This is a genomic window from Campylobacter sp. P0085 (genome assembly GCF_002139495.1).
Lineage (GTDB): Bacteria > Campylobacterota > Campylobacteria > Campylobacterales > Campylobacteraceae > Campylobacter > Campylobacter devanensis.
Map to the genome: position 1 here is coordinate 59,774 of NZ_MJKB01000006.1, position 25,767 is coordinate 85,540.

Annotated in this window: 26 protein-coding genes, 2 tRNA genes and 1 pseudogene; 16 read left to right on the forward strand and 13 right to left on the reverse strand. The window is 34.1% G+C overall.

All coding sequences use genetic code 11. The annotated features are described in order from the left end of the window. Window positions 1-45: 45 nt before the first annotated feature. The 4 genes from CIGNP85_RS07585 to gyrA are packed head-to-tail and all read right to left on the reverse strand — an operon-like array spanning window position 46 to window position 4,794. Window positions 46-1,194, reverse strand: coding sequence for a sigma-54-dependent transcriptional regulator (locus CIGNP85_RS07585; protein WP_086287731.1), 1,149 nt, complete (start codon window positions 1,192-1,194; stop codon window positions 46-48). 3 nt (window positions 1,195-1,197) lie between these two features. Then, complete coding sequence (locus CIGNP85_RS07590) at window positions 1,198-1,590, reverse strand: hypothetical protein (protein ID WP_086226849.1); 393 nt, start codon at window positions 1,588-1,590, stop codon at window positions 1,198-1,200. Beyond that, window positions 1,566-2,054 (reverse strand): LPP20 family lipoprotein, encoded by a 489-nt coding sequence (locus CIGNP85_RS07595; protein WP_086225565.1) that lies wholly within the window; start codon window positions 2,052-2,054, stop codon window positions 1,566-1,568. Before CIGNP85_RS07595 ends, CIGNP85_RS07590 begins: the two co-directional genes overlap by 25 nt. A 46-nt stretch (window positions 2,055-2,100) precedes the next feature. After that, window positions 2,101-4,794, reverse strand: coding sequence for a DNA gyrase subunit A (gene gyrA / locus CIGNP85_RS07600; protein WP_086287732.1), 2,694 nt, complete (start codon window positions 4,792-4,794; stop codon window positions 2,101-2,103). A gap of 953 nt (window positions 4,795-5,747) precedes the next feature. Between gyrA and CIGNP85_RS07605 the strand changes: the two genes are divergently transcribed. The 4 genes from CIGNP85_RS07605 to CIGNP85_RS07620 all read left to right on the forward strand — a co-directional run bounded on the left by CIGNP85_RS07605 (window position 5,748) and on the right by CIGNP85_RS07620 (window position 8,697). After that, window positions 5,748-5,942, forward strand: a complete 195-nt coding sequence (locus tag CIGNP85_RS07605) for a hypothetical protein (RefSeq protein WP_086226847.1) — start codon at window positions 5,748-5,750, stop codon at window positions 5,940-5,942. A gap of 109 nt (window positions 5,943-6,051) precedes the next feature. Next, a complete protein-coding gene (locus CIGNP85_RS07610) occupies window positions 6,052-7,026 on the forward strand; it encodes a hypothetical protein (RefSeq protein WP_086287734.1) in 975 nt (324 codons plus the stop codon). Window positions 7,027-7,037: 11 nt separating this feature from the next. Continuing rightward, the gene (locus tag CIGNP85_RS07615; RefSeq protein ID WP_086287736.1) at window positions 7,038-7,391 is read left to right on the forward strand and encodes a hypothetical protein; all 354 of its coding nucleotides are present in this window, start codon (window positions 7,038-7,040) and stop codon (window positions 7,389-7,391) included. 46 nt (window positions 7,392-7,437) lie between these two features. After that, a complete protein-coding gene (locus tag CIGNP85_RS07620; protein WP_086287738.1) occupies window positions 7,438-8,697 on the forward strand; it encodes a tyrosine-type recombinase/integrase in 1,260 nt (419 codons plus the stop codon). 7 nt (window positions 8,698-8,704) lie between these two features. On the opposite strand, the gene CIGNP85_RS07625 is transcribed toward CIGNP85_RS07620, so the two are convergent. From CIGNP85_RS07625 to mnmG, 6 genes are all read right to left on the reverse strand, one after another. Next, window positions 8,705-8,779, reverse strand: a tRNA-Met gene (locus CIGNP85_RS07625). 10 nt (window positions 8,780-8,789) lie between these two features. Continuing rightward, window positions 8,790-8,864 (reverse strand) — tRNA-Gln (locus tag CIGNP85_RS07630). A gap of 92 nt (window positions 8,865-8,956) precedes the next feature. Beyond that, window positions 8,957-9,982: a c-type cytochrome gene (locus CIGNP85_RS07635; RefSeq protein ID WP_086287740.1), complete on the reverse strand. Its 1,026-nt coding sequence runs from the start codon at window positions 9,980-9,982 to the stop codon at window positions 8,957-8,959. After that, entirely contained in the window at window positions 9,979-11,226 is a 1,248-nt protein-coding gene (locus CIGNP85_RS07640; RefSeq protein WP_086234996.1) for a cytochrome b, read from the reverse strand. Before CIGNP85_RS07640 ends, CIGNP85_RS07635 begins: the two co-directional genes overlap by 4 nt. A gap of 10 nt (window positions 11,227-11,236) precedes the next feature. Then, window positions 11,237-11,743 carry a ubiquinol-cytochrome c reductase iron-sulfur subunit gene (petA, locus tag CIGNP85_RS07645; RefSeq protein ID WP_086225557.1) on the reverse strand — a complete coding sequence of 169 codons (507 nt, stop codon included), beginning with the start codon at window positions 11,741-11,743 and terminating at the stop codon, window positions 11,237-11,239. Between the two features lie 154 nt (window positions 11,744-11,897). Next, window positions 11,898-13,763 carry a tRNA uridine-5-carboxymethylaminomethyl(34) synthesis enzyme MnmG gene (mnmG, locus tag CIGNP85_RS07650; protein WP_086287742.1) on the reverse strand — a complete coding sequence of 622 codons (1,866 nt, stop codon included), beginning with the start codon at window positions 13,761-13,763 and terminating at the stop codon, window positions 11,898-11,900. 97 nt (window positions 13,764-13,860) lie between these two features. Between mnmG and ribE the strand changes: the two genes are divergently transcribed. The 9 genes from ribE (at window position 13,861) to CIGNP85_RS07695 (ending at window position 20,472) form a co-directional block, all read left to right on the forward strand. Then, a complete protein-coding gene (ribE, locus tag CIGNP85_RS07655) occupies window positions 13,861-14,472 on the forward strand; it encodes a riboflavin synthase (RefSeq protein ID WP_086287744.1) in 612 nt (203 codons plus the stop codon). Then, entirely contained in the window at window positions 14,456-15,136 is a 681-nt protein-coding gene (gene pgeF / locus CIGNP85_RS07660; protein ID WP_086287747.1) for a peptidoglycan editing factor PgeF, read from the forward strand. Before ribE ends, pgeF begins: the two co-directional genes overlap by 17 nt. Window positions 15,137-15,139: 3 nt before the next feature. Next, window positions 15,140-15,346, forward strand: coding sequence for a hypothetical protein (locus CIGNP85_RS07665; RefSeq protein WP_086228726.1), 207 nt, complete (start codon window positions 15,140-15,142; stop codon window positions 15,344-15,346). Window positions 15,347-15,480: 134 nt separating this feature from the next. Further along, complete coding sequence (gene rpsB, locus CIGNP85_RS07670) at window positions 15,481-16,257, forward strand: 30S ribosomal protein S2 (RefSeq protein ID WP_086287748.1); 777 nt, start codon at window positions 15,481-15,483, stop codon at window positions 16,255-16,257. Then, a complete protein-coding gene (gene tsf / locus CIGNP85_RS07675; RefSeq protein WP_086287750.1) occupies window positions 16,257-17,321 on the forward strand; it encodes a translation elongation factor Ts in 1,065 nt (354 codons plus the stop codon). Before rpsB ends, tsf begins: the two co-directional genes overlap by 1 nt. A 2-nt stretch (window positions 17,322-17,323) precedes the next feature. Then, complete coding sequence (locus CIGNP85_RS07680) at window positions 17,324-17,959, forward strand: ABC transporter ATP-binding protein (protein WP_086287752.1); 636 nt, start codon at window positions 17,324-17,326, stop codon at window positions 17,957-17,959. Between the two features lie 150 nt (window positions 17,960-18,109). Then, window positions 18,110-19,207 carry an aminotransferase class I/II-fold pyridoxal phosphate-dependent enzyme gene (locus tag CIGNP85_RS07685; RefSeq protein WP_086270322.1) on the forward strand — a complete coding sequence of 366 codons (1,098 nt, stop codon included), beginning with the start codon at window positions 18,110-18,112 and terminating at the stop codon, window positions 19,205-19,207. Next, window positions 19,188-19,802, forward strand: a complete 615-nt coding sequence (locus CIGNP85_RS07690; protein WP_086287754.1) for a pimeloyl-ACP methyl esterase BioG family protein — start codon at window positions 19,188-19,190, stop codon at window positions 19,800-19,802. The genes CIGNP85_RS07685 and CIGNP85_RS07690 overlap by 20 nt, the downstream gene beginning before the upstream one ends. Beyond that, complete coding sequence (locus CIGNP85_RS07695) at window positions 19,792-20,472, forward strand: biotin synthase (RefSeq protein WP_086287756.1); 681 nt, start codon at window positions 19,792-19,794, stop codon at window positions 20,470-20,472. The genes CIGNP85_RS07690 and CIGNP85_RS07695 overlap by 11 nt, the downstream gene beginning before the upstream one ends. On the opposite strand, the gene bioA is transcribed toward CIGNP85_RS07695, so the two are convergent. Both bioA and bioD read right to left on the reverse strand, forming a co-directional pair. Continuing rightward, window positions 20,469-21,824, reverse strand: coding sequence for an adenosylmethionine--8-amino-7-oxononanoate transaminase (gene bioA / locus CIGNP85_RS07700; protein ID WP_201790156.1), 1,356 nt, complete (start codon window positions 21,822-21,824; stop codon window positions 20,469-20,471). The two genes, CIGNP85_RS07695 and bioA, sit on opposite strands and share 4 nt — an antisense overlap. Window positions 21,825-21,833: 9 nt before the next feature. Beyond that, window positions 21,834-22,517 (reverse strand): dethiobiotin synthase, encoded by a 684-nt coding sequence (bioD, locus tag CIGNP85_RS07705; RefSeq protein WP_086287758.1) that lies wholly within the window; start codon window positions 22,515-22,517, stop codon window positions 21,834-21,836. Window positions 22,518-22,641: 124 nt separating this feature from the next. Here bioD and CIGNP85_RS07710 point away from each other — a divergent pair, with 124 nt between their 5' ends. From CIGNP85_RS07710 to CIGNP85_RS07720, 3 genes are read left to right on the forward strand one after another with little or no spacing between them, the layout of a single operon-like run. Beyond that, complete coding sequence (locus tag CIGNP85_RS07710; RefSeq protein WP_086251574.1) at window positions 22,642-23,313, forward strand: class I SAM-dependent methyltransferase; 672 nt, start codon at window positions 22,642-22,644, stop codon at window positions 23,311-23,313. Between the two features lie 9 nt (window positions 23,314-23,322). After that, window positions 23,323-23,994 carry a methyltransferase domain-containing protein gene (locus CIGNP85_RS07715; protein WP_086251573.1) on the forward strand — a complete coding sequence of 224 codons (672 nt, stop codon included), beginning with the start codon at window positions 23,323-23,325 and terminating at the stop codon, window positions 23,992-23,994. 11 nt (window positions 23,995-24,005) lie between these two features. Further along, entirely contained in the window at window positions 24,006-24,716 is a 711-nt protein-coding gene (locus CIGNP85_RS07720) for a WbqC family protein (RefSeq protein ID WP_086251613.1), read from the forward strand. A 773-nt stretch (window positions 24,717-25,489) separates the two neighbouring features. On the opposite strand, the pseudogene CIGNP85_RS07725 reads toward CIGNP85_RS07720, so the two are convergent. Beyond that, window positions 25,490-25,767 (reverse strand): annotated as a pseudogene (locus CIGNP85_RS07725) (acetyl-CoA carboxylase biotin carboxylase subunit); the annotation flags it as partial.

Genomic DNA, 25,767 nt, shown 5'->3' on the forward strand with positions numbered 1-25,767 from the left:
ATTTTATCTAAATTTAGCTTAATATAAGTCAAATTCGAATTTAAATTACTTTTTAGCGTAAATAAACAGATCCTCTTTGCTAATACTGCTACCTTCACTTAGTATAGCAGCGCGCTCAACAATACTAATAAGCTCCCTAATATTACCTGGATAATCATAATTTAAAAGCTCATCAATAGCCTCTTGACTAAACTCTTTTTGACCTAATTCATACTCAACACAAACTCGCTTAAGTGTAGCATTTGCGATATCTACAATCTCATCTTTGCGTTCTCTAAGTGGTGGGATTTTAAGCGGAACAGTATTTAAACGATAAAATAGATCCTCTCTAAACTCACCATTTGCAACTTTTTGTTCTAAATTCGCATTGGTTGCGCTTACGATTCTTACATCTATTTTAATTGGTTTGCTAGCTCCTACACGAACGATCTCACGCTCTTGAATCGCACGCAAAAGCTTAGGTTGTAAATTTAGTGGCATCTCTCCAATCTCATCTAAAAATAGAGTTCCACCATTTGCTAGTTCAAAAAGCCCTTTTTTAGTTGCTGTAGCATCGGTAAAAGCACCCTTTTCATATCCATATAGTTCACTTTCAAGTAAATTTTCAGGTATTGCAGCCATATTAATAGCCATTAATGCTGAATCTTTTCGCTTTGAATTTTCATGGATATATCTGCTAAAAAGCTCTTTACCTACGCCACTCTCTCCCATTATCATCACGCTTACATCGGTTTGGGCTGCCTTTTTGGCAATATTTAGAGTTTTGTCTAAATTTGCAGAAGCGGCTAAAAAATTACTACTTTTTATCTCTGTGGTGGTATCTGGTGTTTTAGTTTTAGTTTTTTGAGTTATTGCGCTAGTTCGTTTAATTGCTGTAGCTAAAGTATCAATATCAAATGGCTTGGTCAAAAAATCCTTCACCCCAAGGCGAACACTCTCAATAGCCCTATTTAGTGTAGCATTTCCTGTCATAATAATTACATCGTATTTGCCACCAAGTTCTTTTATAAACTCTAGTCCATCCATTCCAGGCATGTTTATATCAGTTACTATGACATCAGTATCATTACTTAATTTTTTAAGTGCTTCAGTAGCACTTTTATAAGATTTTACACTAAACTCATTATAATCACCTAAAGCGATCTCAAGGGATTTACGCATATTTATATCATCTTCTACAATTACAACATTCATGATTTACCTTATAATTTTGCTTATTGTAGCACCTTGGGGCTTAAATTCCACTATAAAGCGGATAGGGGCGATAGTTAATTCTGTGGTAAAAAGAGCTGAGTTTGGATATGTAGTTGAGTTATCTAGAATTCTTACTTCTTCTGAAACAAAGCAGTCAAATAGTTCATTTTTGTGTAAATTTAAATACTCATAAGCAGTTAAATTTGTCGGTTTTGAGATTGGAATAGAGCATATAATTTGACTACTTTTATATCCTTTAACCATCGATCTAGATATAGTGATCTCATCGCTACTAAGTATCCCATTGACGGTAATTAATCTAGCCCAAAAGATAAACTCATCACCGCCAAATAGGTTATTTAGCGCAAATATTAATAAGCAAAAAGTTCTAGCCACTTTTCTCTATCTATTTTTAGCTCCATTTCAACTCTATATAGACCATCTTTAAAGTCTTGGTTGATTACTGAAGCATTTTTGATAAGGCCTAAAACTCTACCTTCAATAACTGAACTTTGCAACATTGCGTCTTTTACTGTATCTTTAGCATTAATTTTAACACCATAAAGTTTAGCTGCTAGCTGTCTATGACCATCTGTAATTGCTGAACGTTTAGCTAATGCACGAGCCTGAGCCGGACTCACAGTATCAAGCGGCGGAATTCCCTCGCCAATAGCACTAAATGCTACCTCATTATCAGCATTCATAGCTGGGATCATTTTTTCATTTTGAATGATCTCTCTAATATCCTCTTTATCGACTTTTTGGACAATTACTTCAGCTGGTTGTTGATTAGAACCAGATGCATTTGCACAACCTGCTAATGCTAAACCTGCAACCAGTGTGTATAAAACTCTTTTCATACCTTACAACCTTTTAAATTTGAATTTAAATTTCATAAAGCAAATATTATTCCACTTCTTCAATTTTAGCCATTTGTTCAGCTATAAAATCATCATCGATGATATCCATATCTTGATCATCGCTCTCTTCTTTAGGGCATCTTGCAATGCTGACAACTTCATCACTACCGACATTTACAACGATTACGCCGCTTGTGTTGCGACCAGCTTTTCTGATTGTTTGCATATCTACTCTAATCATCTTACCGCTGCTTGTAAGAGCCATTAAATCCATGCTTTCATCCACCATAACTACACCGACTAGGTCTTTGGTTTTTGATGTTAGTTTCATACAAATAACACCTTTACCGCCACGACTTTGAAGTCTATACTCATCAGCAGTTGTACGTTTGCCTATACCTTTTTGGCTAACGCTTAGAATTTCTTGCGCATCGTTCTCTATAACGACAGCACCTACTACTTCATCGCCTTCTTCTTTAAATCTGATAGCAGTTACTCCGCGGGCTACACGGCCAATTTGTCTAACTTTGCTTAGTGGAAATTTAATACACATACCTTTTTTAGTTACGACAAATAACATCTTTTCATCACTAGATTCTGGAAGCTCATCAATACTTTCAAGAATATGTTCTATCTCGCTCTCTTCAAGTTCGGATATTGCTTCTATTTCGCTATCAATAACCTCTTCAAGAGCATCAAATCCACTCTCTTCAAGCTCATTTTCTACTATTATATCTGGGTCATCTACTACTTTTTCATCATAGTCACTTGTGGCTATAACTACTGTTACTAATTCATCGTTTTCATCTAAATTTATAGCTTTAACACCGATACTTCTGATGTTTTGATATTCGCTTAAATTTGTTCTTTTTACAAGACCATTTTTAGTAAAGAATGCTAAAGATTTATTTTTAGAAAAATCAGTAGTCGGAATAATTGCTTTAATCTTTTCATCTGGTTGAAGATTGATTAAATTTACTACAGCTTTTCCTTTAGCGGTGCGGCTGCCTTCTGGGATTTTATATACTTTTAGCCAATATAGTTGCCCACGATCAGTTACAAACATCAGCGTATCATGACTCATACAAGTAAAGAAACTCTCGATAAAATCATCATCATATGTAGTTACTGCGACTTTGCCTTTACCGCCACGTTTTTGTTTTTCATAACTTTTACTAGGGACTCGCTTGATATAGCCCCTATGAGTGATGGTAACTACCATATTTTCATTTGGGATTAGGTCTTCTACGTCAATATCGTCATAATCATCGATAATTTCAGTAATTCTTGGACATTTAAATTTAGATTTGATCTCTAAAAGCTCATCTTTTATAATGGCTTCAATTAGCTCCTCGCTTTTTAAGATCGCATCAAGCTTATTAATTAATTCTAAGATCTCTTTTAGCTCAGCCTCTAGTTTTTCACGCTCTAATCCAGTGAGTTTGCTTAATCTCATATCCAATATTGCATTACTTTGCAGCTCGCTTAGGCCAAATTTATTCATTAACCCATCTCTAGCGTTTGTTGTATCGGCACTTGTTTTGATTAGAGCTATCACATCATCTATATTATCTAAAGCGATTTTTAGCCCTTCTAAAATGTGCGCTCTAGCTCTAGCTTTTTGTAAATCAAATATAGTTCTTCTAATAATTACTGTTTTTCTATGGTTTAAGAATAGTCTTAAAAGCTCAATTAGTGAAAATATCTTTGGTTCTTTATTATTTATAGCTAGCATAATCACCCCAAATGTTACTTCCATTTGAGTTGATTTAAATAGATTATTTAAGACAATATCACTCATAGCATCACGCTTAAGCTCAATAACAAGGCGAATTCCATCTCTATCGCTCTCATCACGCACCTCGCTAATGCCTTCTATTTGCTTCTCTTTTACTAATTCAGCAATATCAGAGTGTAGTTTGCTTTTATTTACTTGATATGGTAGTTCATCTACTACTATTACATCTTTATTTTGCTTTTTTTCTATATGAGTTTTGGCTCGCAGCTTAATCCTACCTCTACCGGTGCGATAAGCTTCTATTATCCCTTTTTTACCAAAGATTATACCGCCAGTTGGAAAGTCTGGACCTTTGATATGAGCCATTATATCTTCTAGTGTGGCATCCTTGTCATCAAGTAATACCAAAAGCCCATCTACAAGCTCATCAAGGCTATGTGGCGGAATATTTGTTGCCATACCTACTGCAATACCGCTTGAGCCATTTAAGAGTAAATTTGGTACTCTAGCTGGAAGTACATCTGGCTCAACCATGCTATCATCATAGTTTGGAATAAAATCAACAGTATCTTTATCTAAATCTTTTAATAACTCTTCAGCTAAAACAGTCATTCTAGCCTCGGTATAACGCATCGCAGCTGCGTTATCACCATCTACTGAGCCGAAGTTTCCTTGGCCATCTACAGCTGGAATTCTCATAGAGAAGCTCTGAGCCATTCTAACAAGCGCATCATATACAGCTGTATCGCCATGTGGATGGTATTTACCTATTACATCACCTACTATACGAGCAGACTTTTTATACGGGCTGCGACTACCTACGCCTAAGTCATTCATAGCATATAGGATTCTTCTATGTACTGGCTTTAGACCATCTCTAGCATCAGGCAAAGCTCTACCAATAATAACGCTCATCGAATAGTCTAGATAGCTAGCTTTTATCGAGTCCTCTACATCTATGGTTGTTACATCTTGATTTGAGTTAAAAATATTATCTTCCATCTTTTTCCTTGAAAAATCTGCTCAATATTTTATCCAAATTTAATAAATATTAGCTAAAAAGTATGGAATTATTTTATTTAAATCACACTTTATAAAGTAGATAATAAGAGTGGTGAAGTCAAGACTATGCTTGATTGTTTTTTGTCAATTTTTAGTATATAGACCATTATCAGAGCAGTTAAAAGGTATTCTACTATGATTAAAATAGAGAGCTTTGATCCCTTATAGCTAGTGGTAAAGTTAAGGATTTGACAAGGATAATTATTTAAATTGCAAAATAACTGATCTAAACTAATCCCAAAGTGACTATAGTTAAAAAGATAATGAAACACTAGGGTTTAATTTGCGCCATAATGCTAAGAAATATAATCAATATATATATTTATATAATAATTATTATATCAAAGAGATAAAATGACTATTACAATTATCAACGAAAAAGGCGGTGGGTGTAGGAAAAACTACTGTTGATTATATTATTAGAGTTGTAAATAGTAGCTCAAATGGCATAAATGCTAAGTATATAATTTACCAACTATTCTACTATATCTTTTAGTCTAATATTTGTAATTTTCTTATGTCTTTATCTTGTAAATTTGTATTTGATGCTCTGCTCATTTTATATCCTTGATTAATGTAAAATACTCCTAAGAGTAACAATACTCCTTAAAATACTAAAAATTATTTTACATTAATCGTATCAAAATTACAATATTGAGATTTAAATAGATTTATACAAAATAAGATGAATCATATAAAAAGTATTATTGGTTGCGAGAGAGGATTACCAGCGTCGTGTAGATGAAGAACTCTTAAATGAGTATATGAAAGATATCAATAATATTAAGTACTCAAATAAAAAGAGATACGCTAAAGTTATATAGGCTCATAAAGCTATCTAAACGGCTCATAAACAGCTAAAGACCCTTTAGGCTATACCCCTAGTATACCTAATGGTTGATGAGCTATCATCTAAGCCATTTTTTGTAGATGATGATACGCTTTATAAGGCGTTGTATAAGAGTGAATTATATTATTCTTATTGGGATAATAACAGTAGTAAAGAACTGGAGCAATGGTATATCGAAGGATATAATAAAGCTATGGAGCAAGGTTATGAAGTATCCAAAGCTGAACTATCTAAATAGAACCTAAAGGGAGCTGAAGATTGGTATATAGCTTATATCAATGGTTTTAAAGACGCTCTATATGATATGAAACATAGTATTGAGTTTTAAGATAGTGAAAGGAATATAAATGGCAATTATAAAAGCTCGTGGTGGAATAATAGAAGCCCACCACGCTGACACTATATGGGTTAGGGAACATTTTAAGCACGATATAGAGTTACTTAGAACAGGCGAAGTGCCAAAGAAATCTGATGAAGAAATAGCAAAAGCTAATGAATTGCTATTAAGAATATGGGCTGTGTGGGGTATAGCCTTGCTTGCTTGTATAGCCTATGGGTATAACCCTTGGTTTATAGCAGTTATTGTAATTGGGTTTATATTCTGTATAGGGGCTACTGGAGTATTATCAGGGCATAACTCAGGGCGGTCATTGTGGCTAACGGCTAGGAATAATGGGTTTAGATATGATAGTGATAGTGATGTTACCTACATAGCTCAATTACAACTAATGGGTATGAGCTTGATACCAAAGGAACTAAAGGAAAAGGCTGAGGCTGATTGTAGGATACTAAAGGGGCATACTATGTATAGGTATCCTATAACCTATGAGAAAATACATTTAAGTAGGCGTTGCCATAATTGGCTAAATGCTAAGATATCTTTTAAACTTGTTGATAGAGTTAGAACTATAGAAGTAACTACGAAAGATAGAAAGGTAGTTATAGAGATAGCAAAGCTAAAGAAATATGAAAAATATGTACAAGGTATTGGGCGTTTTGTGCATAATACCGAGATGGACGGTAGGTCTTTTAATAAACTCTTTAGCTCTAAGACTGTGTTTAATAATGCATCGATAAGTTTATATACTCTTTATGAGAGACATAAGGGGGAGTTGGGGCTTGTAAAAAAACCACAGGCTTTTAGGGAGTTATCTATAACAATCCACCCTAAAACTGGTGAGAAAGAAAATTATAGGCTAGAGAAAACAGTAGAAGACTGGGAGATAGTAGAGTTAGTTGATGAAAGATTTAATCCTGATATATATAGGGCAATAGCAGATGATAAAGCATTAGCTAAAGCAATTGAAGCAAAGTTAATATAAAGGAGAACAGAATGCAAAACACATATCTAGATAGGGTTAGTGAAGCTCTAACGCTTTTAAATAGATTAGATAATTTTAAACCGCCTACTAATGGCAGTGGCAAAAATGTAAAGAGCTACTCTATAAAGCTTTTTATACTGTTATTTACAATAGCGAAGCACGAAGGAGAAACACAGGCTTTCTATTCGGAGTTATTAAACTGGACTACGGCTAATACTAGCATACATACAGGGTATCTCTATGATAATGGTTTTATAAGTAAAGCCTATGATGATAGAGATACGAGAAACTTAGCTAGAAAGTTATTTATAACGCCAAAAGGAAGGGAGTTTATAGAAAACTTATTAAGAAAGGAGAGAAGTTAAGTAAAATTATAAGAGGGTCTTATAATATAAGCAAAGGCGGTAAGGTATGTTTAAATTAAAAGATGGTCGCTACAAAAGCGACTTTTATATAAATGGTAAAAGATACCAAAGAACTTGGAACACCACTGATATAGAGGTGGCAGAGAAATGCGAAAAGGATTTAAGGGTTAGCCTACAAGCAGCCCTATTAACACCTACGCAATTAGGCTTTAATAATCTAGAGTGGTTATTAGAACCACCTAAAGAAACCAAACCCTTCTTACTAAGTGAAGCTAGGGATTATATGGTAGAGAGTGTATGGCAATACTTGGAGGACAATAAAAATCCACCATCAAGGATTAACACTCTAATAAAAATGGTTGGTGATTTAGACCTATCTCTTATTACCACAGAGCTACTGATGAACTTAAAAAGAACTATGTTAATCAGTGGTGTAAATGGTAAGCGGTACAAAGAGAGAACCTTTAATCACCTATTAAGCACTCTTAGGACAACCTTTGAGACGCTAGAGCGAACTGGGGTTTATGAGTTTAAGAATAAACCTAATTTTAAAAAGCTAGCAGCTAGTATAAGAGAGACTAAGATAGTATGCTATAGCGATGTTGAGATAAATGATATTGCTGAATACTTTAAGAGTATCAGTGATAAGACAGGTAGCCTAGTAGATAGAGAGATGTATGAGTATTTTGTAATTAACTCTAATCTAGGATTAAGACCAGCTGAATACTATGAACTTAGGGTAGGTGATATAGACTTAGAAAACAAGACTATTACCATCAGTAGAGCTTTAAAAACACACTCTACTACATTAAAAGTAGGGACTACTAAGAACGCTAATAGTAGAACCTTACCCTTAGGTGGCATAACCTTAAAACTTTTAAGTGATATATGCGATAGGGTTAATTTAGCTTTATCTTTAGAAAGGTCAAAAGCTATGGAGTTATACCTGAAGGAACCTGAAGGATATCTGAAGGGAGTTTATTACTCAATAGCTAGGGGTCGTTATAAAGGTTTAGATAGAGAAAATTATAAGAATTGTAAGATAAATAATTTGACACACAGCATATGTGTATCAAGGTGGAAAGATATGAATAAGGCTTTAGGTTTTGATAAGCGAATAAATGCTAAAGAGTATAACCAATATGCCTTAAGACATACTGTAGCAAGTCGTTTGGTTAGCCTAAAGAAGTTTTCAGCTTATAGGTTGATGCAGTATTTGGGACATAAAAATATACAGAGTAGTTTGAAGTATGTCCATCTAAATATCGATGATATAAGAGATGGAATTGGTGTAGGTGTGTGCTAAAGATTATTGGTTGCGAGAGAGGGACTTGAACCCCCGACCCTCGGGTTATGAGCCCGATGAGCTACCACTGCTCCATCTCGCGTCATAAGAGGTGGATGGGGTAAGAGGATTCGAACCTCTGAATGACAGGACCAAAACCTGTTGCCTTACCGCTTGGCGATACCCCAATCTAAAAATGAGTTGTAATTATACAATATTTTTTGATATTTGTCAAGACTTAAAGCAATAATTTGCTCTAAGTCTTGAATAAATTTAAATTTTAGTGTAGTTTAGACCAGATTTTGCGTTTCCATGCCCAAGCAAATACACTAAGAATAGCAAAATAAATCATGATATAGATACCTGTTGTCTCTCTTTCTTCTTTTTTGCTATCACCGGCTTCTCTCATATACTCAATAACTTGCTTTTGAGCTTTTTCATTTAAGCCTACACGCGGCATAGATGTGCCTGGAAGCATTTTTTGGGTATCATTGATGAAATTATTTAGATATAGTTCACTTCTAGATCTAATATACATAGATAGATCAGGAGGCGTCATACCTAGATAATTTGCTATGCTTTGTTTGTTGCCATTAGCAAATACATTTACATATTTCATATCATGGCATCTAGCACAAGACTCTATAAATACATCTCTATCACTCATCTCTTTTGGTGCTATGCTTTTGAAATATGCTACTAAGTCTGCTATTTCTTGATTTAAATCACCGCCAGCACCATAGAAAGCTGTCATAGGAAATGGGTTTGTATCATTAAATTTATGAGTAACTTTTAACGCCATAGCTGGATCTTTAATAAGGGCAGCTAGAAATTTGCCATCATAAAGATATCCGATATTGCTAAGATCCGGAGGAGCAACACCATAAGCCTCGCTAGCACTTTTATCATCCATTGCCGGTTCAAAACCAGCTGATTTAATGCTGTGGCATGCTGTACATCCAGCAGCTGCTACTAAATTTGCACCTGAAGCTGCATCGCCTTTTGCAAGGTCTATACTTTCGATGTCTGCCCAAAATGCACTATATTTGTCTAGTTCAGCTTTTGCATTTTCTAGAGTTTTTGTAGCACCATCAATAATGCTTTTATCACCGCTAGTTTGAGCGGCTTTTAAAGCAGCTTCTGCTTTTTCTACATTTGTTTTTGCTAGAGTTGTATCCTCTTTGGCAAAGTCAAAATTAGCTGGTTCAACGTGTGGGTGTAAAATTGAATGTGCGTAAGGCTCAACACCCCAATAAATAGCGCCTGTAACAAGGACGACAATTAAAAACGCTTTTAATTCTTTCATTTATTTGCCTTTCTTTCCTTGATTGTGATGATAGGAAGTACTACAAGTAGCAACGCAAGGAAGCCAACTGAAGAGAAGAATCCTATCCAAGCATTAAATCCTGTTGGAGGAAGTTTGCCATACACTGTTAGGATAATTAAATCGATAATAAGTAACCAGAACCATATAAAGAAACCTTTTCTTTTATGAGCTGGAGCTACTACATCGCTTCTATCATATAGAGGCATAAAGAATAGCGAAATACCAGCAAACGCCATAGCTAAAGCACCAATATCAGCTGCTTTTAAAGGTCCAATATCAAAGAAGAAACCGCGTAAAATTTCATATTGCCATAAGAAATACCACTCAGGATAGATATGAGTTGGAGTTTTAGCAGCATTTGCAGGATCGAAGTTGATTGGATCCATAGCAAAATTGAAATGGAAACTTACTAAATAGAAGAAGAAAATCATAAATAAAGATACATAGAAGAAATCTTTACTTAAAAATCCTGGCCAAAATGGAATAACTTTTGAATTTACAGTATCGCCTTTTAGATATTTTTCAGCTTCTAGTTCAAAATCAATCTCTTCACCTTCAAGGTTATTAACATGAGGGATACGTAAAGTATAGAAGTGAACACCTATAACCATTATGATAACAATTGGTAATAAGCAAACATGAAGCATAAAGAATCTTGTAAGTGTAGGATCGCTAACTGCATAATCGCCTCTAATCCACTCTACAAGAGCACCGCCAATAAATGGAATTCCACCAAATAGTTGTGTGATAACTTGCGCTGCCCAGTAGCTCATCTGTCCCCATGGTAGCATATATCCACTAAATGCTTCAGCAGAGAATATTAAGAAAAGTAGCATACCACTAATCCAAATCATCTCACGACCTTTTTTATATGAACCGTAGTAAATACCTACAAATGCATGAATATAGATGATTAAAAATATAACAGAGGCTGCAACTGCGTGAATATGACGCCATAACCAACCATACTCAACCTCTTTCATAATAGTGTAATTCACACTATCAAAGGCTAAATTTGCATCTGGTTTATAGTACATTAGCAATAATAAACCGCTTATAAAAAGTAGGGTAAAAAGTACAGTTAAAACTACACCCATTGCCCAAAGAAAATTGATATTTTTAGGTATCCAGTATTGCCCTGCTAGGACATTCCATAACTTTGTAAGAGCTATACGCTGATCGAACCAATCTCTTACGCTTGTAGCTTTTGTAATATGTGCCATAAATTCTCCCTTACGCTGTAGCGACTAATTTTTTGTACTCAGGGCCTTCTTCGCCTAGCACAAGTTTAGTCCCATCAATTTTAAATGGTGGAATATCTAGTGGGCGTGGTGGCGGACCAAATACATTCATACCATCAGAATCAAACTCTCCACCATGACAGGCACACTTAAACATCTTATCACTAGCACTCCAGCTAGGTATGCATCCAAGGTGCGTACAAAGACCGATTGTAACTATATAATTCTCATTACCTACCACTACATCTCTTGAAGGGTTAGCCTTCATATTCTCATCTTTTTTAATGATAAAAATAGGCTTTTTACGCCACTCTACTTGGCGAAATTCGCCAGGCTGCATAGGGCTTAGATCTACTGTGGTAAAACCTGCTGCTTTAACGCTAGGAAGTGGATCCCAAGACTTTTTCATTCCAACTAAAGCAAAAGCACCACCCACAGCTGCGACAGCGCCAAATGCCATTCCGATGAAATCTCGTCTTTCTTGCTTTTGAACAGACATTTCTTTCCTTTCTATTGATTTAATTATTAGCATTGAAATTAAGCTAACTTTTATAATATAAAAGTGAAACTAAACTTTAATTCTACCATTTTAAAGTTAAAATTTTATTTAATTAGAATTGTTTTTATAAACAAAAGTAGCCAAGCTCATTGGCTTAGCTAAGTGTAGATTTGTGCCTTTTAATAGCGATATGAAGGATATCTATCGCCGCTGGAGTGATTCCGCTGAGATTTGATGCAGCCGCTAAAGTCGGTGGAGCAAATTTAATTAACTTCTCGACCACTTCATTACTCAAGCCACTAATTGTCTTAAAATCCAAATCATTTGGAATTTTGATATTTAAAAGCCCTTTCATCTTCTCAACTTCTATATGCTGTTGTGCGATATAGTGATAATACTTCGCTTCTGTGAGAATTTGGTTTATTGAATTTTTGCTTAAATTCTCAAAAAACGGCTCAAGCTTTCTAAGCTTATTTTCATCAAAGCTCTTTCTAGCGACCAATTTTTGTAGCGTTATCTTCTCACCTATTGGCTCTTCACCGATGACGGCTAAAAATTCCAAAGTTTCTTTATTAGGCGTTATCTCTTTTGTAAGCAGAATTTCCATAGCTTTTTGTAATTCATCCCTTAAAGCCTCAACCTCATCATAAGCCTCTTTTGCGAGCAAACCTATCTCAAATCCATATTTACTAAGCCTTAAATTCGCATTATCCTCTCTTAAAAGTAATCTAAATTCCGCCCTGCTAGTAAACATTCTATAAGGCTCTTTTGTCCCTTTTGTGACTAGATCATCGATCAAAACCCCTATATAGCTCTCATCTCTGCGTAAAATCAAAGGCTCTTTATTTTGTAAATTCAACGCAGCATTTATACCAGCCATCAGCCCTTGAGCGGCGGCCTCTTCATATCCTGTGGTGCCATTTATCTGCCCTGCTAGATATAGCCCACTAATCTTTTTAGTCTCTAAGGTGTGTTTAAGCTCAGTTGGATTGACATAATCATACTCTATAGCATATCCATGTCGCACGATAATTGCATTTTCAAAACCCTTAATAGACCTTAGCATTGCTACTTGCGCATCATAAGGAAGTGAAGTTGAAAAGCCATTTATATAGTATTCAGTCGCTTCTAAGGTTTGAGGCTCTATAAATAGATGATGGCGCTCCCTATCTCCAAAGCGATTTATCTTATCTTCGATACTTGGACAATACCTTGGCCCTACTCCTTCTATCTGACCTGTAAATAGCGGCGCTCTATCGAAATTTGATCTGATGATATCGTGGGTGGTTTCATTGGTATAAGCTATATAGCATGGAAGTTGCTCTTTGCTCCAATTTTTACTTCTAAAGCTAAAAGGCTGTGGATCGATATCGCCATTTTGAATTTCTAAAACACTAAAATCAATTGAGCTTGCTAGTACTCTTGGGCAGGTGCCAGTCTTTAATCTACCCATTTCTAAATTCAGGCTTTTTAGCGAGCTTGATAGCTCTTTTGAGCTTAGCTCACCGACACGGCCGGCTTGGAGTTTATTTGTGCCAACATGGATTAAGCCATTGAGAAATGTCCCCGTTGTTATGATGAGTTTTTGCGTGTGATAGGTGTTGTCTAAATGGGTTTTTACCCCTATTATTTTGTTATTTTGCGTTAAAATTTCAGTAGCGATCTCTTGGGTGATCTGTAAATTTGGTGTGTTTAAAAGCAAATTTCGCATATAAATTCGATATCTATCCATATCTATTTGAGCTCTACTACCACGCACTGCTGGGCCTTTGCTCTCATTTAAGAGGCGAAACTGTATCCCGCACTCATCAGTAGTAAGCCCCATTTGACCACCTAAAGCGTCAATCTCTTTGACTAAATGCCCCTTGGCCAATCCGCCAATTGCGGGATTACAGCTAGCTGCACCGATTTGCTCGGCTAAAATTGTGATTAATAGAGTTTTGGCTCCCATTTTAGCAGCTGCAAGTGAGGCCTCTATCCCAGCATGTCCGCCACCAACTACGATAACATCATATTCCATAATTTGCCTTGTGATTTTTAGGGGCGATTTTATCTAATTTATAGTAAAAGATTTATAAATTTAGATTATAATTTCTCAATTCGAATTTGAGGTGATTATGTTTAATGGACTGATTCGTGAGATTGGTGTTGTGCGTAGTTTTGATGGTAAAAATCTAAGTATCAAGGCTACTCATAAGCCAAATTTAGGTGATAGTATAGCGGTAAATGGGGCTTGTTTGAGCGTAACAAAGATTGATAAAGATGGATTTGTAGTAGAATTAAGCAGCGAAAGCGCTAATATATTGGCTTTAGAAAATTACAAAAACAGAGTCCATATAGAACCAGCTATGAGAATTGGCGATAGGATAGATGGGCATTTGATTCAAGGGCATATAGATGCTATTGGGGTTATTAGAGATATTAAGAGACTATCAAGTGGGGTGGATTTTATCATAGAATTACCAAATGAAATTTTACATCTAATAGCCAAAAAAGGCGCCATCGCAGTTGAGGGCGTGAGCCTAACAATCAATGATATCAACTCAAATTTAATGCGTCTAACCTTGATACCTATAAGCATGAAAGACACGCTATTTGGTGAGTTTCAAATAGGTAGAAGAGTCCATATAGAAAGTGATATTTTGGCTCGTTATATCGATAGAATTTTAAACTCAAAAAACCAAACTCTCACTTGGCAGCAGGCTGATTTTTATGCTAGTATCTATTAATAATGATAAGGTTATTGCTGGTTTTACAACCAAATTTGGTGGTGTGAGCAAGGGTGTTTATGAGAGTTTGAATTTAGCCTATCATGTGGGCGATGATAGGCTAAAAGTAGAACAAAATAGAGAAATTTTAGCTCGCAAAATCAAAGCCAAAAAATTAATTTTCATGGAGCAAATTCACTCTGATATAGTCCAAAATTTAAGCGATATTAACCAAATTTTAGAGCCTTGCGATGCGATTTTTACTAATTTAACCCAAGTTGGGCTATGTGTTATGGTGGCTGATTGTTCGCCTGTGCTTTTATATGATAAAAAGCTAAATTTAATCTCAGCTATCCATGCTGGAAGAGCTGGAGCCATCTCAAAAATCATAACCAAAACAATAGCTAAAATGGGCTCAAATCCTGAAAATATCAAAGCAATAATTGGCCCAAATATCAAAAAAGATTGCTACGAAATTGGGGATTTAAATTTGGGGGAATTTAATAAATTTAAAGATGGTTTTAAATTTGATTTAGATGGGGCTTTGCGATTTGAGCTTGATGGTATCGGTGTCAAAGATTATGAATTTAGCGATATTTGCAGCCACTGCGATGATAGATTTTACTCATATCGCAAGAGCGGTTTAACTGGTAGATTTGCTGGTTTTATAATGTTAAAAGGATAAATTATGTATGAAAAATTCACCGATATCGAGCTTTTAAAAATCTCACAAAATGCTAGGAATTATGGATTGGAATTTGGAGAGAATTTGACACTTTTGGAGCTATTTTTTCGCCCAAAAAAATTTGAAATAGAAAGTAGCGACCTAGAAAAAATCGCAGAAATTTTCTCTTCACTTCAAAGTATTAAAGAGAAATTTCAACTTAGCAAATAAAGCAAACAATAAGTTAAATTTAGCTACAATTCGCACTTCATTTCACATATGCTAATCCTTGTTTAGTTGCAGTTAATGTCGCTGTTAAGGAGCATAGAGGAATAAACTAATCAAATTTTTTTAAGGAGAAACTCATGGTTACTATGAGAGATTTACTAGAGTGTGGTGTGCATTTTGGTCACCAAACAAGACGCTGGAATCCAAAGATGAAAAAATTCATTTTTGGCGAGAGAAAAGGCATTTATATAATAGATTTACAAAAAACTATTAGATATTTCAGATATACTTATAATATAGTAAGAGACGCCGCAGCTGAAGGCAAAACAATACTATTTGTCGGTACTAAAAAACAAGCCGGCGTAGCTATCAAAGAGTACGCAGAAAAATGCGGTATGCCATATGTAAATCACAGATGGCTTGGCGGTATGATGACAAATTTTGGGACCATTAGACAATCAATTAGAAAACTTGAAGTTATAGAAGCTATGGAAGAAGATGGCTCTATAAATTTACTTACCAAAAAAGAAGCTTTAATGCTAAGACGCAAAAAAGAGAAGTTAATAGCAACTCTAGGCGGTATCAGAAATATAAAAACACTCCCTGATATAATATTTGTAATTGACACAGTAAAAGAGAGAATCGCAGTAGCAGAAGCTAACAAACTTAAAATACCAGTAGTGGCTCCTATAGATACAAACTGCGATCCAGATATCATTGACTACCCAATTCCAGGCAATGATGACGCTATCAGAAGCGTTCAGCTATTCTGCCAAGAGATGGCTGAAGCGATCAATGAGGGTAAAGCTTTGAGAGATCAAGATGGCGAAATCAGTGAAGAGATAGAAGCTCCAACTCAAGAAGAGAAAGATGAAATATTAGAAGAAGCTATGGCTGAAGGCGAGGAAGAGTAATGGAAATTAGCGCAAATATGGTAAAAGAGCTCCGTGAAAGCACTGGAGCTGGGATGATGGATTGTAAAAAGGCTCTTCAAGAAGCTAATGGAGATATGCAAAAAGCAGTTGATATACTAAGAGAAAAAGGTCTTGGCAAAGCTGCTAAAAAAGCTGACCGCTTAGCTAGCGAAGGTCTTGTAAGCGTAGTTGTAAGCAGTGATAACAAAACAGCTACCATAACAGAAATTAACTCTGAAACTGATTTTGTGGCTAAAAATGCTACATTTGTTGATTTGGTGAAAAATACAACTCTACATGTCCAAACTAACGCAATCACCACAATTGATGAGCTTAAAGAGTCTAGCATTGGTGGAGTTAAATTTGAAGAGTTTTTCCAAAGCCAAATCGCTACCATTGGTGAAAATTTAGTTGTAAGAAGATTTGAAACCATTAAAGCTAGCAAAAATGGAATTGTAGCTGGATATATCCACTCAAATAGCCGTGTTGGTGTTTTGATCGGTGCTGCTTGCGACTCTGAAGCGACAGCTAGCAAAATTGGCGATTTTTTAAGAAATCTTTGTATGCACGCAGCGGCTATGAAGCCTCAAGTTATAAGCTATAAAGAGTTTAGCCCAGATTTTGTAGAAAAAGAGTATCTAGCTCTTAAAGGTGAGCTTGAAAAAGAGAATGACGAGCTAATCCGCCTTAAAAAACCACTTCACAAAATACCTGAATTTGCTAGTAGAGCACAATTAAGCAATGAAGTGATAGCCAAAGCAACTGAAAAATTAAAAGAAGAGCTAAGAAAACAAGGCAAACCTGAGGCTATATGGGATAAAATCCTTCCAGGTCAAATAGAGAGATACATAGCTGACAATACTCAACTTGACCAGCGACTTACTCTTTTAGGGCAATTCTATGTAATGGATGACAAAAAAACTATTGAACAAGTAATAGCTGAAGAGGCTAAAAAACTTGGTGGCGAAATAGAAATTGTAAGCTATGTAAGATTCGAAGTTGGCGAAGGCTTAGAGAAAAAGACTGAGGATTTTGCTGCTGAAGTAGCTGCTCAAATGGCTTAATAATGTTAAAGGCGTTAAATTTATCTCATAAATTTGACTATTTGCTCTTTAACGATATAAATTTAGATATCAGACCCGCTACTACTACTGCTATTATGGGTGTTAGTGGTAGCGGAAAATCCACAATTTTACACATTTTATCTACACTTTTATCGCCTACTGATGGCGAAGTTATATATAATGATAAATCACTTTATAAGCTAAATAGTGATGAACTCTTAAAAATTCGCAGATATGATTTTGGGATTATTTTTCAAGCACATTATCTATTTAAAGGATTTAATGGTTTTGAAAATATCGAACTCGCCACTATATTAAGCGGTCAAAAAATTAATTTAAACCTCCTTAAAGCATTAAAAATCGATAAAGTAATAAATCAAAAAATCGGCGAACTTAGCGGCGGCCAACAGCAAAGAGTTAGTATCGCTAGAGTACTAGCCAAAAATCCTAAAATTATTTTTGCTGATGAGCCAACTGGTAATTTAGATCAAACCACTGCTAAAGAGGTCATGAGCGTAATCTTTGACTATATCAAAACCAATAACGCCGCTTTGGTCTTAGTAACGCACGATAAAGATATAGCCCAATTATGCGATATAAAATACCAACTATCTAATCAGCACTTAACTCAATGCTAATCCACCCCAAATCTATAATTCCGATACAATCTTTGGTAAAGTCGCAAATTCTAAGCCAATGCTTTTAGAAAAATATTGAAAATTTAAAAATCCATAGCTACATTTTGATATAATTATAACTTTTTAAAAGGCAAATTTAAGCGAGTTATAATGTTTGATATAGAAAAAGCGAAGCAAAATAGCAGTTTTAGGGAGCTAAAGCACTCTAAGATAAGCTCAAAATTTCTAAGTTTAGATGGTAAAAATCTCTTGAATTTAGGTAGTAATGACTATCTTGGGATAGCTAGTAATAGGGCATTAAGAGATGAATTTTTACAAATTTGTTTGGGTAGTGAGTGGTATTTTGGCTCTGGGGCTAGTAGATTGGTATATACTTCAAGTGATGAATTTGATCGTTTAGAGAGTTGGTTTGAGGCTAAATTTCATAAAAGTGCGGTGATTTTCAACTCTGGGTATTGTGCGAATTTAAGCTGTATTAGCGCCTTAAATAGTGATGATACGCTCTTTATAGCTGATAAATTAATTCATGCTAGTATGATAGATGCATTGAAGTTATCAAATGCGAAATTCAAACGCTACGCCCACAATGACAATGAAGCATTAGAGAGTTTGGTTAAGCAAAATTGTGATAAATTTAAGCATATTATCATATTAAGCGAGGCGATTTTTAGCATGGATGGCGATAGGGCGGATATAGATTTTATGCTATCTTTAAAAAAGCGATATGATGGCGTGATGCTCTATATCGACCTAGCTCATTCATTTTTTGCTCTAGATGAGCTTGGGATTGGTGCTAGATTGAGTTGCGATATTGATTTTATGCTTATTACTCTTGGCAAGGCGCTAGGTAGCAGTGGGGCTGTGATTTTAAGCTCAAATGAGTTTAAAGATATCTTCATAAATAGTGCTAGAAGCCTTATATATTCGACTGCCTTACCACCTATAAATGTAGCTTGGAGCAACTTTGTACTAAGCAAAGACTACACAAAAGAGCGTGAAAATTTAAGGAATTTAATTAATTTTTTGGGGCTAAGTTTCACTCATATTTCGCCTTTTATCGTAGGAGATAATGCTAAGACTTTAAAGCTTTCAAATAGCTTAAAAAGTCTTGGATATTTCATACCAGCCATTAGGCCACCTACGGTGCCAGAAGGGAAAGCTAGGCTTAGGATTAGTTTAAGGGCGGATTTAGAAATTGATGATTTGGTGAACTTAAAAAGGATTTTAGATGAAAATGGAACTCATTAAAGATAGCAAAAAGCTTATTGTGTTATTTTTAGGTTATGGATTTGATAAAAGTAGCATTAGCCACTTGGAGCTTGGGGATTATGGGCTTTTGGTGGTTAGTGATTATAGCGATTTGGGCTTTGATAAGGAAATGTTAATAGATAAAGATATATATTTAATAGCGTGGTCAATGGGCGTTTGGGCTGCGAATTTGGCGCTGAAAAACACCCCCTTAAAGGTCGCAGTCGCTATAAATGGCACCCCTTTTGGAATAGATGAAGAATATGGGATTAAAAAAGATATCTTTTATAAAAGTATAAGCGAGTTTGATTTTGAGGGCTTTAAAAGGCTCTGTTTTTTAGGCATTAATGAGCAAAAATGGAAAGATTTTACATTTAATAAAAATGCCAAAATAGAGCTTATAAATCTTTATAAAAACGCTATTTTGCCTTGTGATAACGCTATTTCGTGGGATAGGGCTTATGTGAGTAAGCGTGATTTGGTCTTTGATAATAGGGCAGTTTTAGAATATTTTAAGGATAAAGCTAGGATTATAAACGCTCCGCATTTTGCATTTTTTAATTTTAAAAGCTTTGGAGAGATAGTTGAAATTTAAAAATGCGAAATTTTATGACCTTTATGCTAAACCGCAGATTTATGCGGCAAATGCTTTAATACAAACTCTTAAAGATTATAGGCAAAATTTCAAAGATATCTATGAAATTGGCGCTGGAAGCGGAGTTTTAACAAGGTTGATTATAGATAATTTGAGTTATGAAAATTTGATTTTAAATGACCTTTATGAGAGTGAATTTATGAGTAAATTCCGCACTCAAATAGGGGATATTTCAAATTTACAAATTCAAAATAGACAAGATCTAATCATCTCAAGCTCTGTTTTTCAATGGATTAATACCCTTGAAAATTTGGCTGATAGGCTCAAATTTAGCTTAAAAAGTGATGGAATTTTGGCTTTTAGTATATTTATTGATGGGACTTTAAGGGAGCTTTCTAGCTTTACAAATCAAGGATTGGAGTATAAAAATTTAGCCCAGCTAAAAGCGATTTTTAGCCAAAAATTTGAAATTCTCACAATAAAAGAGCAAGAAATAAAGCTAAAATTTGGCAATTTAAAAGAGCTTTTAACTCACCTTAAACATACTGGAGTTAATAATATTAAGGGCGAATTTAAGCTTACAAAAAACTCTTATAAAGCTTTAAATTCGCACTTTAATGATGATTTTAGCCTAAGTTATAAATTCGCAATTTTAATCTTAAAAAACTAAAATCCCCCAAGAATCTCATCAATGCTTTTTACGCACCTTTTTATCGCTTCATCCATCTCATCTTTTTGGATATTTAGTGGTGGATTGAAGTATATCACATCGCCAAGTGGCCTTAATATAAGACCATTTTTTAGAGCTTTTTTGTAAATTTGATATCCGATTCTTAGATCTTTATTAAAGGCTTTTTTGCTATCTTTTTGCTCTACTAGCTCTATTGCGTTTATGAGTCCGATGGAGCGAATTTGACCTACATTTTTATGTGAGTTTAGAGCAGAGTTTATCTCATTATTTAGATAAATTGCGTTTTGTTGAGCTAAATTTAAGATATTTTGACTCTCAAATATATCCAAAACCGCATTCGCCGCAGCACATCCAAGTGGATTTCCGCTATAAGTATGAGAGTGCATAAAGGCCTTGCCTTGCGAGTATGGAGCGTAAAAGGCGTTGTAAATTTCATTAGTTGTAGCCACGATAGACATAGGCATATATCCGCCAGTTAGACCCTTTGAGAGTGTTATGATATCAGGGCTGATATTAGCGTGCTCACAAGCAAACATCCGCCCAGTCCGCCCAAATCCAGTAGCTATCTCATCAGCTATTAGTAATACCCCATACTCATCGCAAATTTGGCGTAGTTTTTTAAGATACAAAGGCGGATATATCATCATCCCAGCTGCAGCTTGAAGTATAGGCTCAACTATCAAGGCCACACTCTCTTTGCCATATTTTTCAAAAATCGGCACCACATAATGCTCAAAATATTTTCTAGCTATCTCATCGCTATCACCTTCAAATTCGCTTCTATACATATCAGGGGCTTTTATGCGGATAGCTTTTAAGAGCATTGGCTCATAAATTTTAGCATACAAATCAAGCGCCCCAACGCTCAAAGCACCGATAGTTTCACCGTGATAAGCATTGCTAAGGCAGATAAATTTATTCTTATGTGTGTTGCCTACTTGGTGCTGATATTGAAACGCCATTTTAAGCGCACTCTCCACAGCCGAACTACCATTATCTGAAAAGTTGAATTTATCTAGCTTAGGTGGGAGAATTTGCCTTAATCTACTAGCCAATCTCACGGCGCCTTCGTGAGTGAAATTGGCAAATATCACATGCTCTATATTGTTAAGCTGATTTATGATAGCTTGATTGATATACTCATTTGAGTGGCCTAGCAGATTACACCACCAAGAGCTGATAATATCTATATACTCTTTATCATTTTCATCATAGATTTTTGCGCCCTTACCACGCTTTATTACAATCGGTGGTAACTCCTTATAATCATACATTTGCGAACACGGATGCCAGATTAGCTCCAAATCCATCTTTGCTATATCCAAAAGCATATTTTATCCTTAATTAAATATATTTAAAATATCATTTTTATTGATTTCTAAGCTTAGCTCATCTCTTTTAACGCAAGAGAGAATTTCTAAGCCAAAAAGCTCTTTTATCATCTTTTTATTATCAACACAAATTGGGCAATTCTCATCAAAATTATTTAACACCACGCCCTTTATATCAACCCCATTTTGCCTTAGATAAAAGCTAGTTAATCCCACTTGATTTATCGCTCCTAGCGCTGCGTCTGAGACTATTATAACGCTTGAATTCATAGCCTTTACTATATCAAGTAGCATTAATTTTGTTTCATCATATCTAAAAGGGCAGATCGCCCCACCAGCACCCTCAATCACCAAAAAATCACAAATCCCATCTAGGATTTTAAATTTAGCTAGAATTTTATCTAAATTTACTTGCTTTTTCTCATTTATAGCCGATAAATGCGGAGAATAAGGCTTAATAAAGTTATACTCACTCATTTGAGAGTAGCTAAGCTCAATCTTAGAAAACTCACGCACAAACTTCACATCAAGCGGGATTACATCTCCATCATCGCATAACAAATTCCCACTCGAAACAGGCTTAAAATATCCTATATTTAATCCAAATTCACGCATTTTTTTGACTATTAAGGCGCTTATATAGCTTTTGCCTACATCAGTCCCAGTACCTAAAATAAATATTTTTTTACTCACTCCAACCCCTTGATATAACTATATTTAAACTATATTTAATTAATGCGAAAATAACTATATTTATTTATTATTAATTTAAATTAATCATAATTATCGGATATTATATCCTAATCTAGAGCAATTAATGAGTAATTATATTTCAAATTTAAAAGGGTTTAAATACCCAGATAGTGAGCTTATACGATATTTTTTTAAAAATCATCTAAATATAAAACCCCAAAAAGTCCTAGAGCTTGGCTGCAATAATGGCAATAATCTTGCTCTTTTTGCTAGTTATGATTATGAAGTTATCGGCGTTGAACTTGATGCACAAAATGTAGAAAATGCCAATTTTAATTTTTCTAATGTATATGGATTTGATAAATTTAACTTTATTAATCAAGATATGAGAGAGTTTTGTAAAAATACTAAAGATTTAAAGAGTGATGTTTTGTTGATACCAAATGTTATAAACTATATCACAAAATCTGATTTTATTAAACTTTTAGAAAATATAATTCAAAATAAACTTATAAAGTCAAATAGCGATTTTTTCATCAGAGCAAGAAGTTTAAAAGATCATAGATATGGTCTTGGAAAACAGATAGATGATGGTGTATTTATCCTTGATGGTGATGAATATAGCGGTGAAAAGGGGATAATTTGTAGTTGCTATAAAGAGTATGAACTAGTAGAAATTTTAAAATCAAAATTAAATTTAAGAGACTTTACGCTAATTACGAGTGAAAATTTAAATGTAAAAAGTGGGGTTTATATCAAAGATAGTGATATAATAATTTATGGAAAAATCAACTAGGAGAGTAATATGTATAAAAATTTAAAAGGTTTAAAATTTCCAGATAGTGCTATGATACCATTTTTCTTTAAAAATGGATTGCATAATTTAACAAACCAAAAAGTATTAGAGCTAGCTTGTAGCAATGGCAATAATCTTAGTCTTTTTGCTTCATACGATAATGAGTGTATAGGTGTGGATATAAATCCACAAAAAATTGAAGATGCCAACTACAATTTCGCAAATATCTTTGGATATAAAAACTACTCATTTTTTGCTAGTGATATGTTTGATTTTATTCCTAAAAATAGTGGTATAAATGCTGATATTTTGCTTATACCAAATGTTATAAATTACTTTTTAAGAGCTGATTTTTTAAGACTGCTTGATCTTTTAAAAGAGCATAAAATGTATAAAAAAGATGCTATTTTTTTTCTTAGAACAAGGAGTATTAGGGATTTTAGATATGGCGTAGGCAAGATGATAGAGCCAAACTGCTTTAAAATGGATGATAATTATGACATTACAGGCGAACCAGGCGCTATAAATACACTATATCAAGAGCATGAATTAATCCAAATTTTACAAGAGAAATTGAATTTAAAAGATTTTAAACTTCTCACTTATGAAAATCAAAATTTGATGAAAAATAATCATATAATAAACGATAGCGATATTGTAATTTACGGTAAAATATCTTGAAAATAGCCATTATGCAGCCTACCTTTTTACCTTGGCTAGGCTATTTTTATATGATAAATAGTGTTGATAAATTTGTTTTTTTAGATAGCGTACAATTTGAGAGACGCAGTTGGCAAAGTAGAAATAAGATTAAGCTAAATGATAGAGAATTTATTTTATCTTTATCAACTCAAAAAACTTCTCAAACCAGTAAAATAAGCGATATAAAGCTTTTGCCTGAAGATAGATGGCGCAAAAAAATTTTAAACACGATATATCATGCCTATAGAAAGAGTGTAAATTTTGATTATTATTTTCAGATTTTAAATAATGAAATTATGCATTGTGAGAGTTTGGCAGATTTAAATATAAACTTAATAACTAAATTTATGCAAGATCTAGATATCAAAACACCTATTTACAAATCCAGTGAATTAACCAATATCAACGCAAAAAGAGAGAAATTGCTTCTTGGAATTTGTCAAGATTTAAAAGCAGTTTCATATCTATCGCCACAAGGATCTAAAAAATATCTACAAACTAAACATGCAATAGATATTTTCGAAAATAGCAAAATTAATATAGAATATTTAACTTTTATTCATCCTATATATAAACAAAAAGGGGATAATTTTATACCATATTTAGGAATTATTGATTTTTTATTTAACGAAAATTATCCTAAGGAGAGCTTTAAAAAAATTATTTTAGAACAAGATGCTAATTATATGGGGGGGGGGTAGAGATAATTTGTCTAATTTTGCTAAAACTATAAGTCAAAAACACAATTATACCACATACCTTGTTAGTTAAATCATAAAATTAAATTTTATTTAACTCGATATCTTAAATTTTATATATTTTTAACCAAAATATCATAAAAATTTTACAAGCTGATTTTATAATTTCATCATAATTTATCATATGGAGTTTTTTATGGAAAGAAGAAATTTTCTGAAAGTTTCTAGCGCTGTTTTGGCTTATGCGGGGTTTTTTTTCGCCTTCTAGTGTGTTAGCCAATGAGAAAAAACCTTTAATATGATTTAAACAAATCGCCCCTAGCACAAGCGATAGTGTCATAGTCCCAAAAGGTTATGAGGCTAAGTTATTAATAATGAATATATGAATCCAGAAATAATGTTTAATAACCATGGCAAAAATATGAGCTTAGATGATGTTAAATATGAGAGAAATTTAAATTTTTGAATTTATTTTTATTTTAAGTAGGAAGGGAAGCGCTTTTTGGCAGCCGCTACCCCTTTCCCTTTAACAACCCCTAACACCCCTCCCTGTAAAAGCCTTTCAATGGGTGGCTTACGCCACGGATTTAACTAATTTTATTAAAAACTCAAAAGAGTTTTTAATAAAAGTGATTTTGGAGCTTAAAATTTTTTGGTTTTATAAATTGGAAATATTAAATAAATTCAAAATAACAAAAAATATTTTCTCAAATAAAAAAATATAATTAAGTAATCAAATTTGGCTATCTTAACCAAATTTGATTTATTAAATAGATTTAATGCTTTGCTAAATAGTTTGTATCATATAAATTATTGATAAAATCATCATTATTCATCATATTTATATGAAAATCTTTGGTTGTTTTAATCCCTTGTATGATTAGCTCATCAAGTGCGACTTTCATCTTAGCAATAGCTCTATTTCTATCTATATCATGGACGATTAATTTGCCTATCATGCTATCATAATACGGCGGAACGCTATAACCCTCATAGACATGGCTATCCATTCTGACATTTCTACCGCCTGGGGCGACATATTTTGTGATTTTAC

What these genes read in the sequence shown, in the direction of transcription:
- CIGNP85_RS07615 (WP_086287736.1), top strand. Translation starts at nt 7,038, where the DNA reads ATGCAAAACACATATCTAGATAGGGTTAGTGAAGCTCTAACGCTTTTA.
- CIGNP85_RS07640 (WP_086234996.1), bottom strand. Translation starts at nt 11,226, where the DNA reads ATGGCACATATTACAAAAGCTACAAGCGTAAGAGATTGGTTCGATCAG.
- CIGNP85_RS07585 (WP_086287731.1), bottom strand. Translation starts at nt 1,194, where the DNA reads ATGAATGTTGTAATTGTAGAAGATGATATAAATATGCGTAAATCCCTT.
- tsf (WP_086287750.1), top strand. Translation starts at nt 16,257, where the DNA reads ATGGAAATTAGCGCAAATATGGTAAAAGAGCTCCGTGAAAGCACTGGA.
- CIGNP85_RS07595 (WP_086225565.1), bottom strand. Translation starts at nt 2,054, where the DNA reads ATGAAAAGAGTTTTATACACACTGGTTGCAGGTTTAGCATTAGCAGGT.
- bioA (WP_201790156.1), bottom strand. Translation starts at nt 21,824, where the DNA reads ATGCTTTTGGATATAGCAAAGATGGATTTGGAGCTAATCTGGCATCCG.
- CIGNP85_RS07690 (WP_086287754.1), top strand. Translation starts at nt 19,188, where the DNA reads ATGAAAATGGAACTCATTAAAGATAGCAAAAAGCTTATTGTGTTATTT.
- rpsB (WP_086287748.1), top strand. Translation starts at nt 15,481, where the DNA reads ATGGTTACTATGAGAGATTTACTAGAGTGTGGTGTGCATTTTGGTCAC.
- mnmG (WP_086287742.1), bottom strand. Translation starts at nt 13,763, where the DNA reads ATGGAATATGATGTTATCGTAGTTGGTGGCGGACATGCTGGGATAGAG.
- pgeF (WP_086287747.1), top strand. Translation starts at nt 14,456, where the DNA reads ATGCTAGTATCTATTAATAATGATAAGGTTATTGCTGGTTTTACAACC.
- CIGNP85_RS07665 (WP_086228726.1), top strand. Translation starts at nt 15,140, where the DNA reads ATGTATGAAAAATTCACCGATATCGAGCTTTTAAAAATCTCACAAAAT.
- gyrA (WP_086287732.1), bottom strand. Translation starts at nt 4,794, where the DNA reads ATGGAAGATAATATTTTTAACTCAAATCAAGATGTAACAACCATAGAT.
- CIGNP85_RS07680 (WP_086287752.1), top strand. Translation starts at nt 17,324, where the DNA reads ATGTTAAAGGCGTTAAATTTATCTCATAAATTTGACTATTTGCTCTTT.
- CIGNP85_RS07710 (WP_086251574.1), top strand. Translation starts at nt 22,642, where the DNA reads ATGAGTAATTATATTTCAAATTTAAAAGGGTTTAAATACCCAGATAGT.
- ribE (WP_086287744.1), top strand. Translation starts at nt 13,861, where the DNA reads ATGTTTAATGGACTGATTCGTGAGATTGGTGTTGTGCGTAGTTTTGAT.
- CIGNP85_RS07715 (WP_086251573.1), top strand. Translation starts at nt 23,323, where the DNA reads ATGTATAAAAATTTAAAAGGTTTAAAATTTCCAGATAGTGCTATGATA.
- CIGNP85_RS07620 (WP_086287738.1), top strand. Translation starts at nt 7,438, where the DNA reads ATGTTTAAATTAAAAGATGGTCGCTACAAAAGCGACTTTTATATAAAT.
- CIGNP85_RS07635 (WP_086287740.1), bottom strand. Translation starts at nt 9,982, where the DNA reads ATGAAAGAATTAAAAGCGTTTTTAATTGTCGTCCTTGTTACAGGCGCT.
- CIGNP85_RS07605 (WP_086226847.1), top strand. Translation starts at nt 5,748, where the DNA reads ATGGTTGATGAGCTATCATCTAAGCCATTTTTTGTAGATGATGATACG.
- petA (WP_086225557.1), bottom strand. Translation starts at nt 11,743, where the DNA reads ATGTCTGTTCAAAAGCAAGAAAGACGAGATTTCATCGGAATGGCATTT.
- CIGNP85_RS07685 (WP_086270322.1), top strand. Translation starts at nt 18,110, where the DNA reads ATGTTTGATATAGAAAAAGCGAAGCAAAATAGCAGTTTTAGGGAGCTA.
- CIGNP85_RS07720 (WP_086251613.1), top strand. Translation starts at nt 24,006, where the DNA reads ATGCAGCCTACCTTTTTACCTTGGCTAGGCTATTTTTATATGATAAAT.
- CIGNP85_RS07610 (WP_086287734.1), top strand. Translation starts at nt 6,052, where the DNA reads ATGGCAATTATAAAAGCTCGTGGTGGAATAATAGAAGCCCACCACGCT.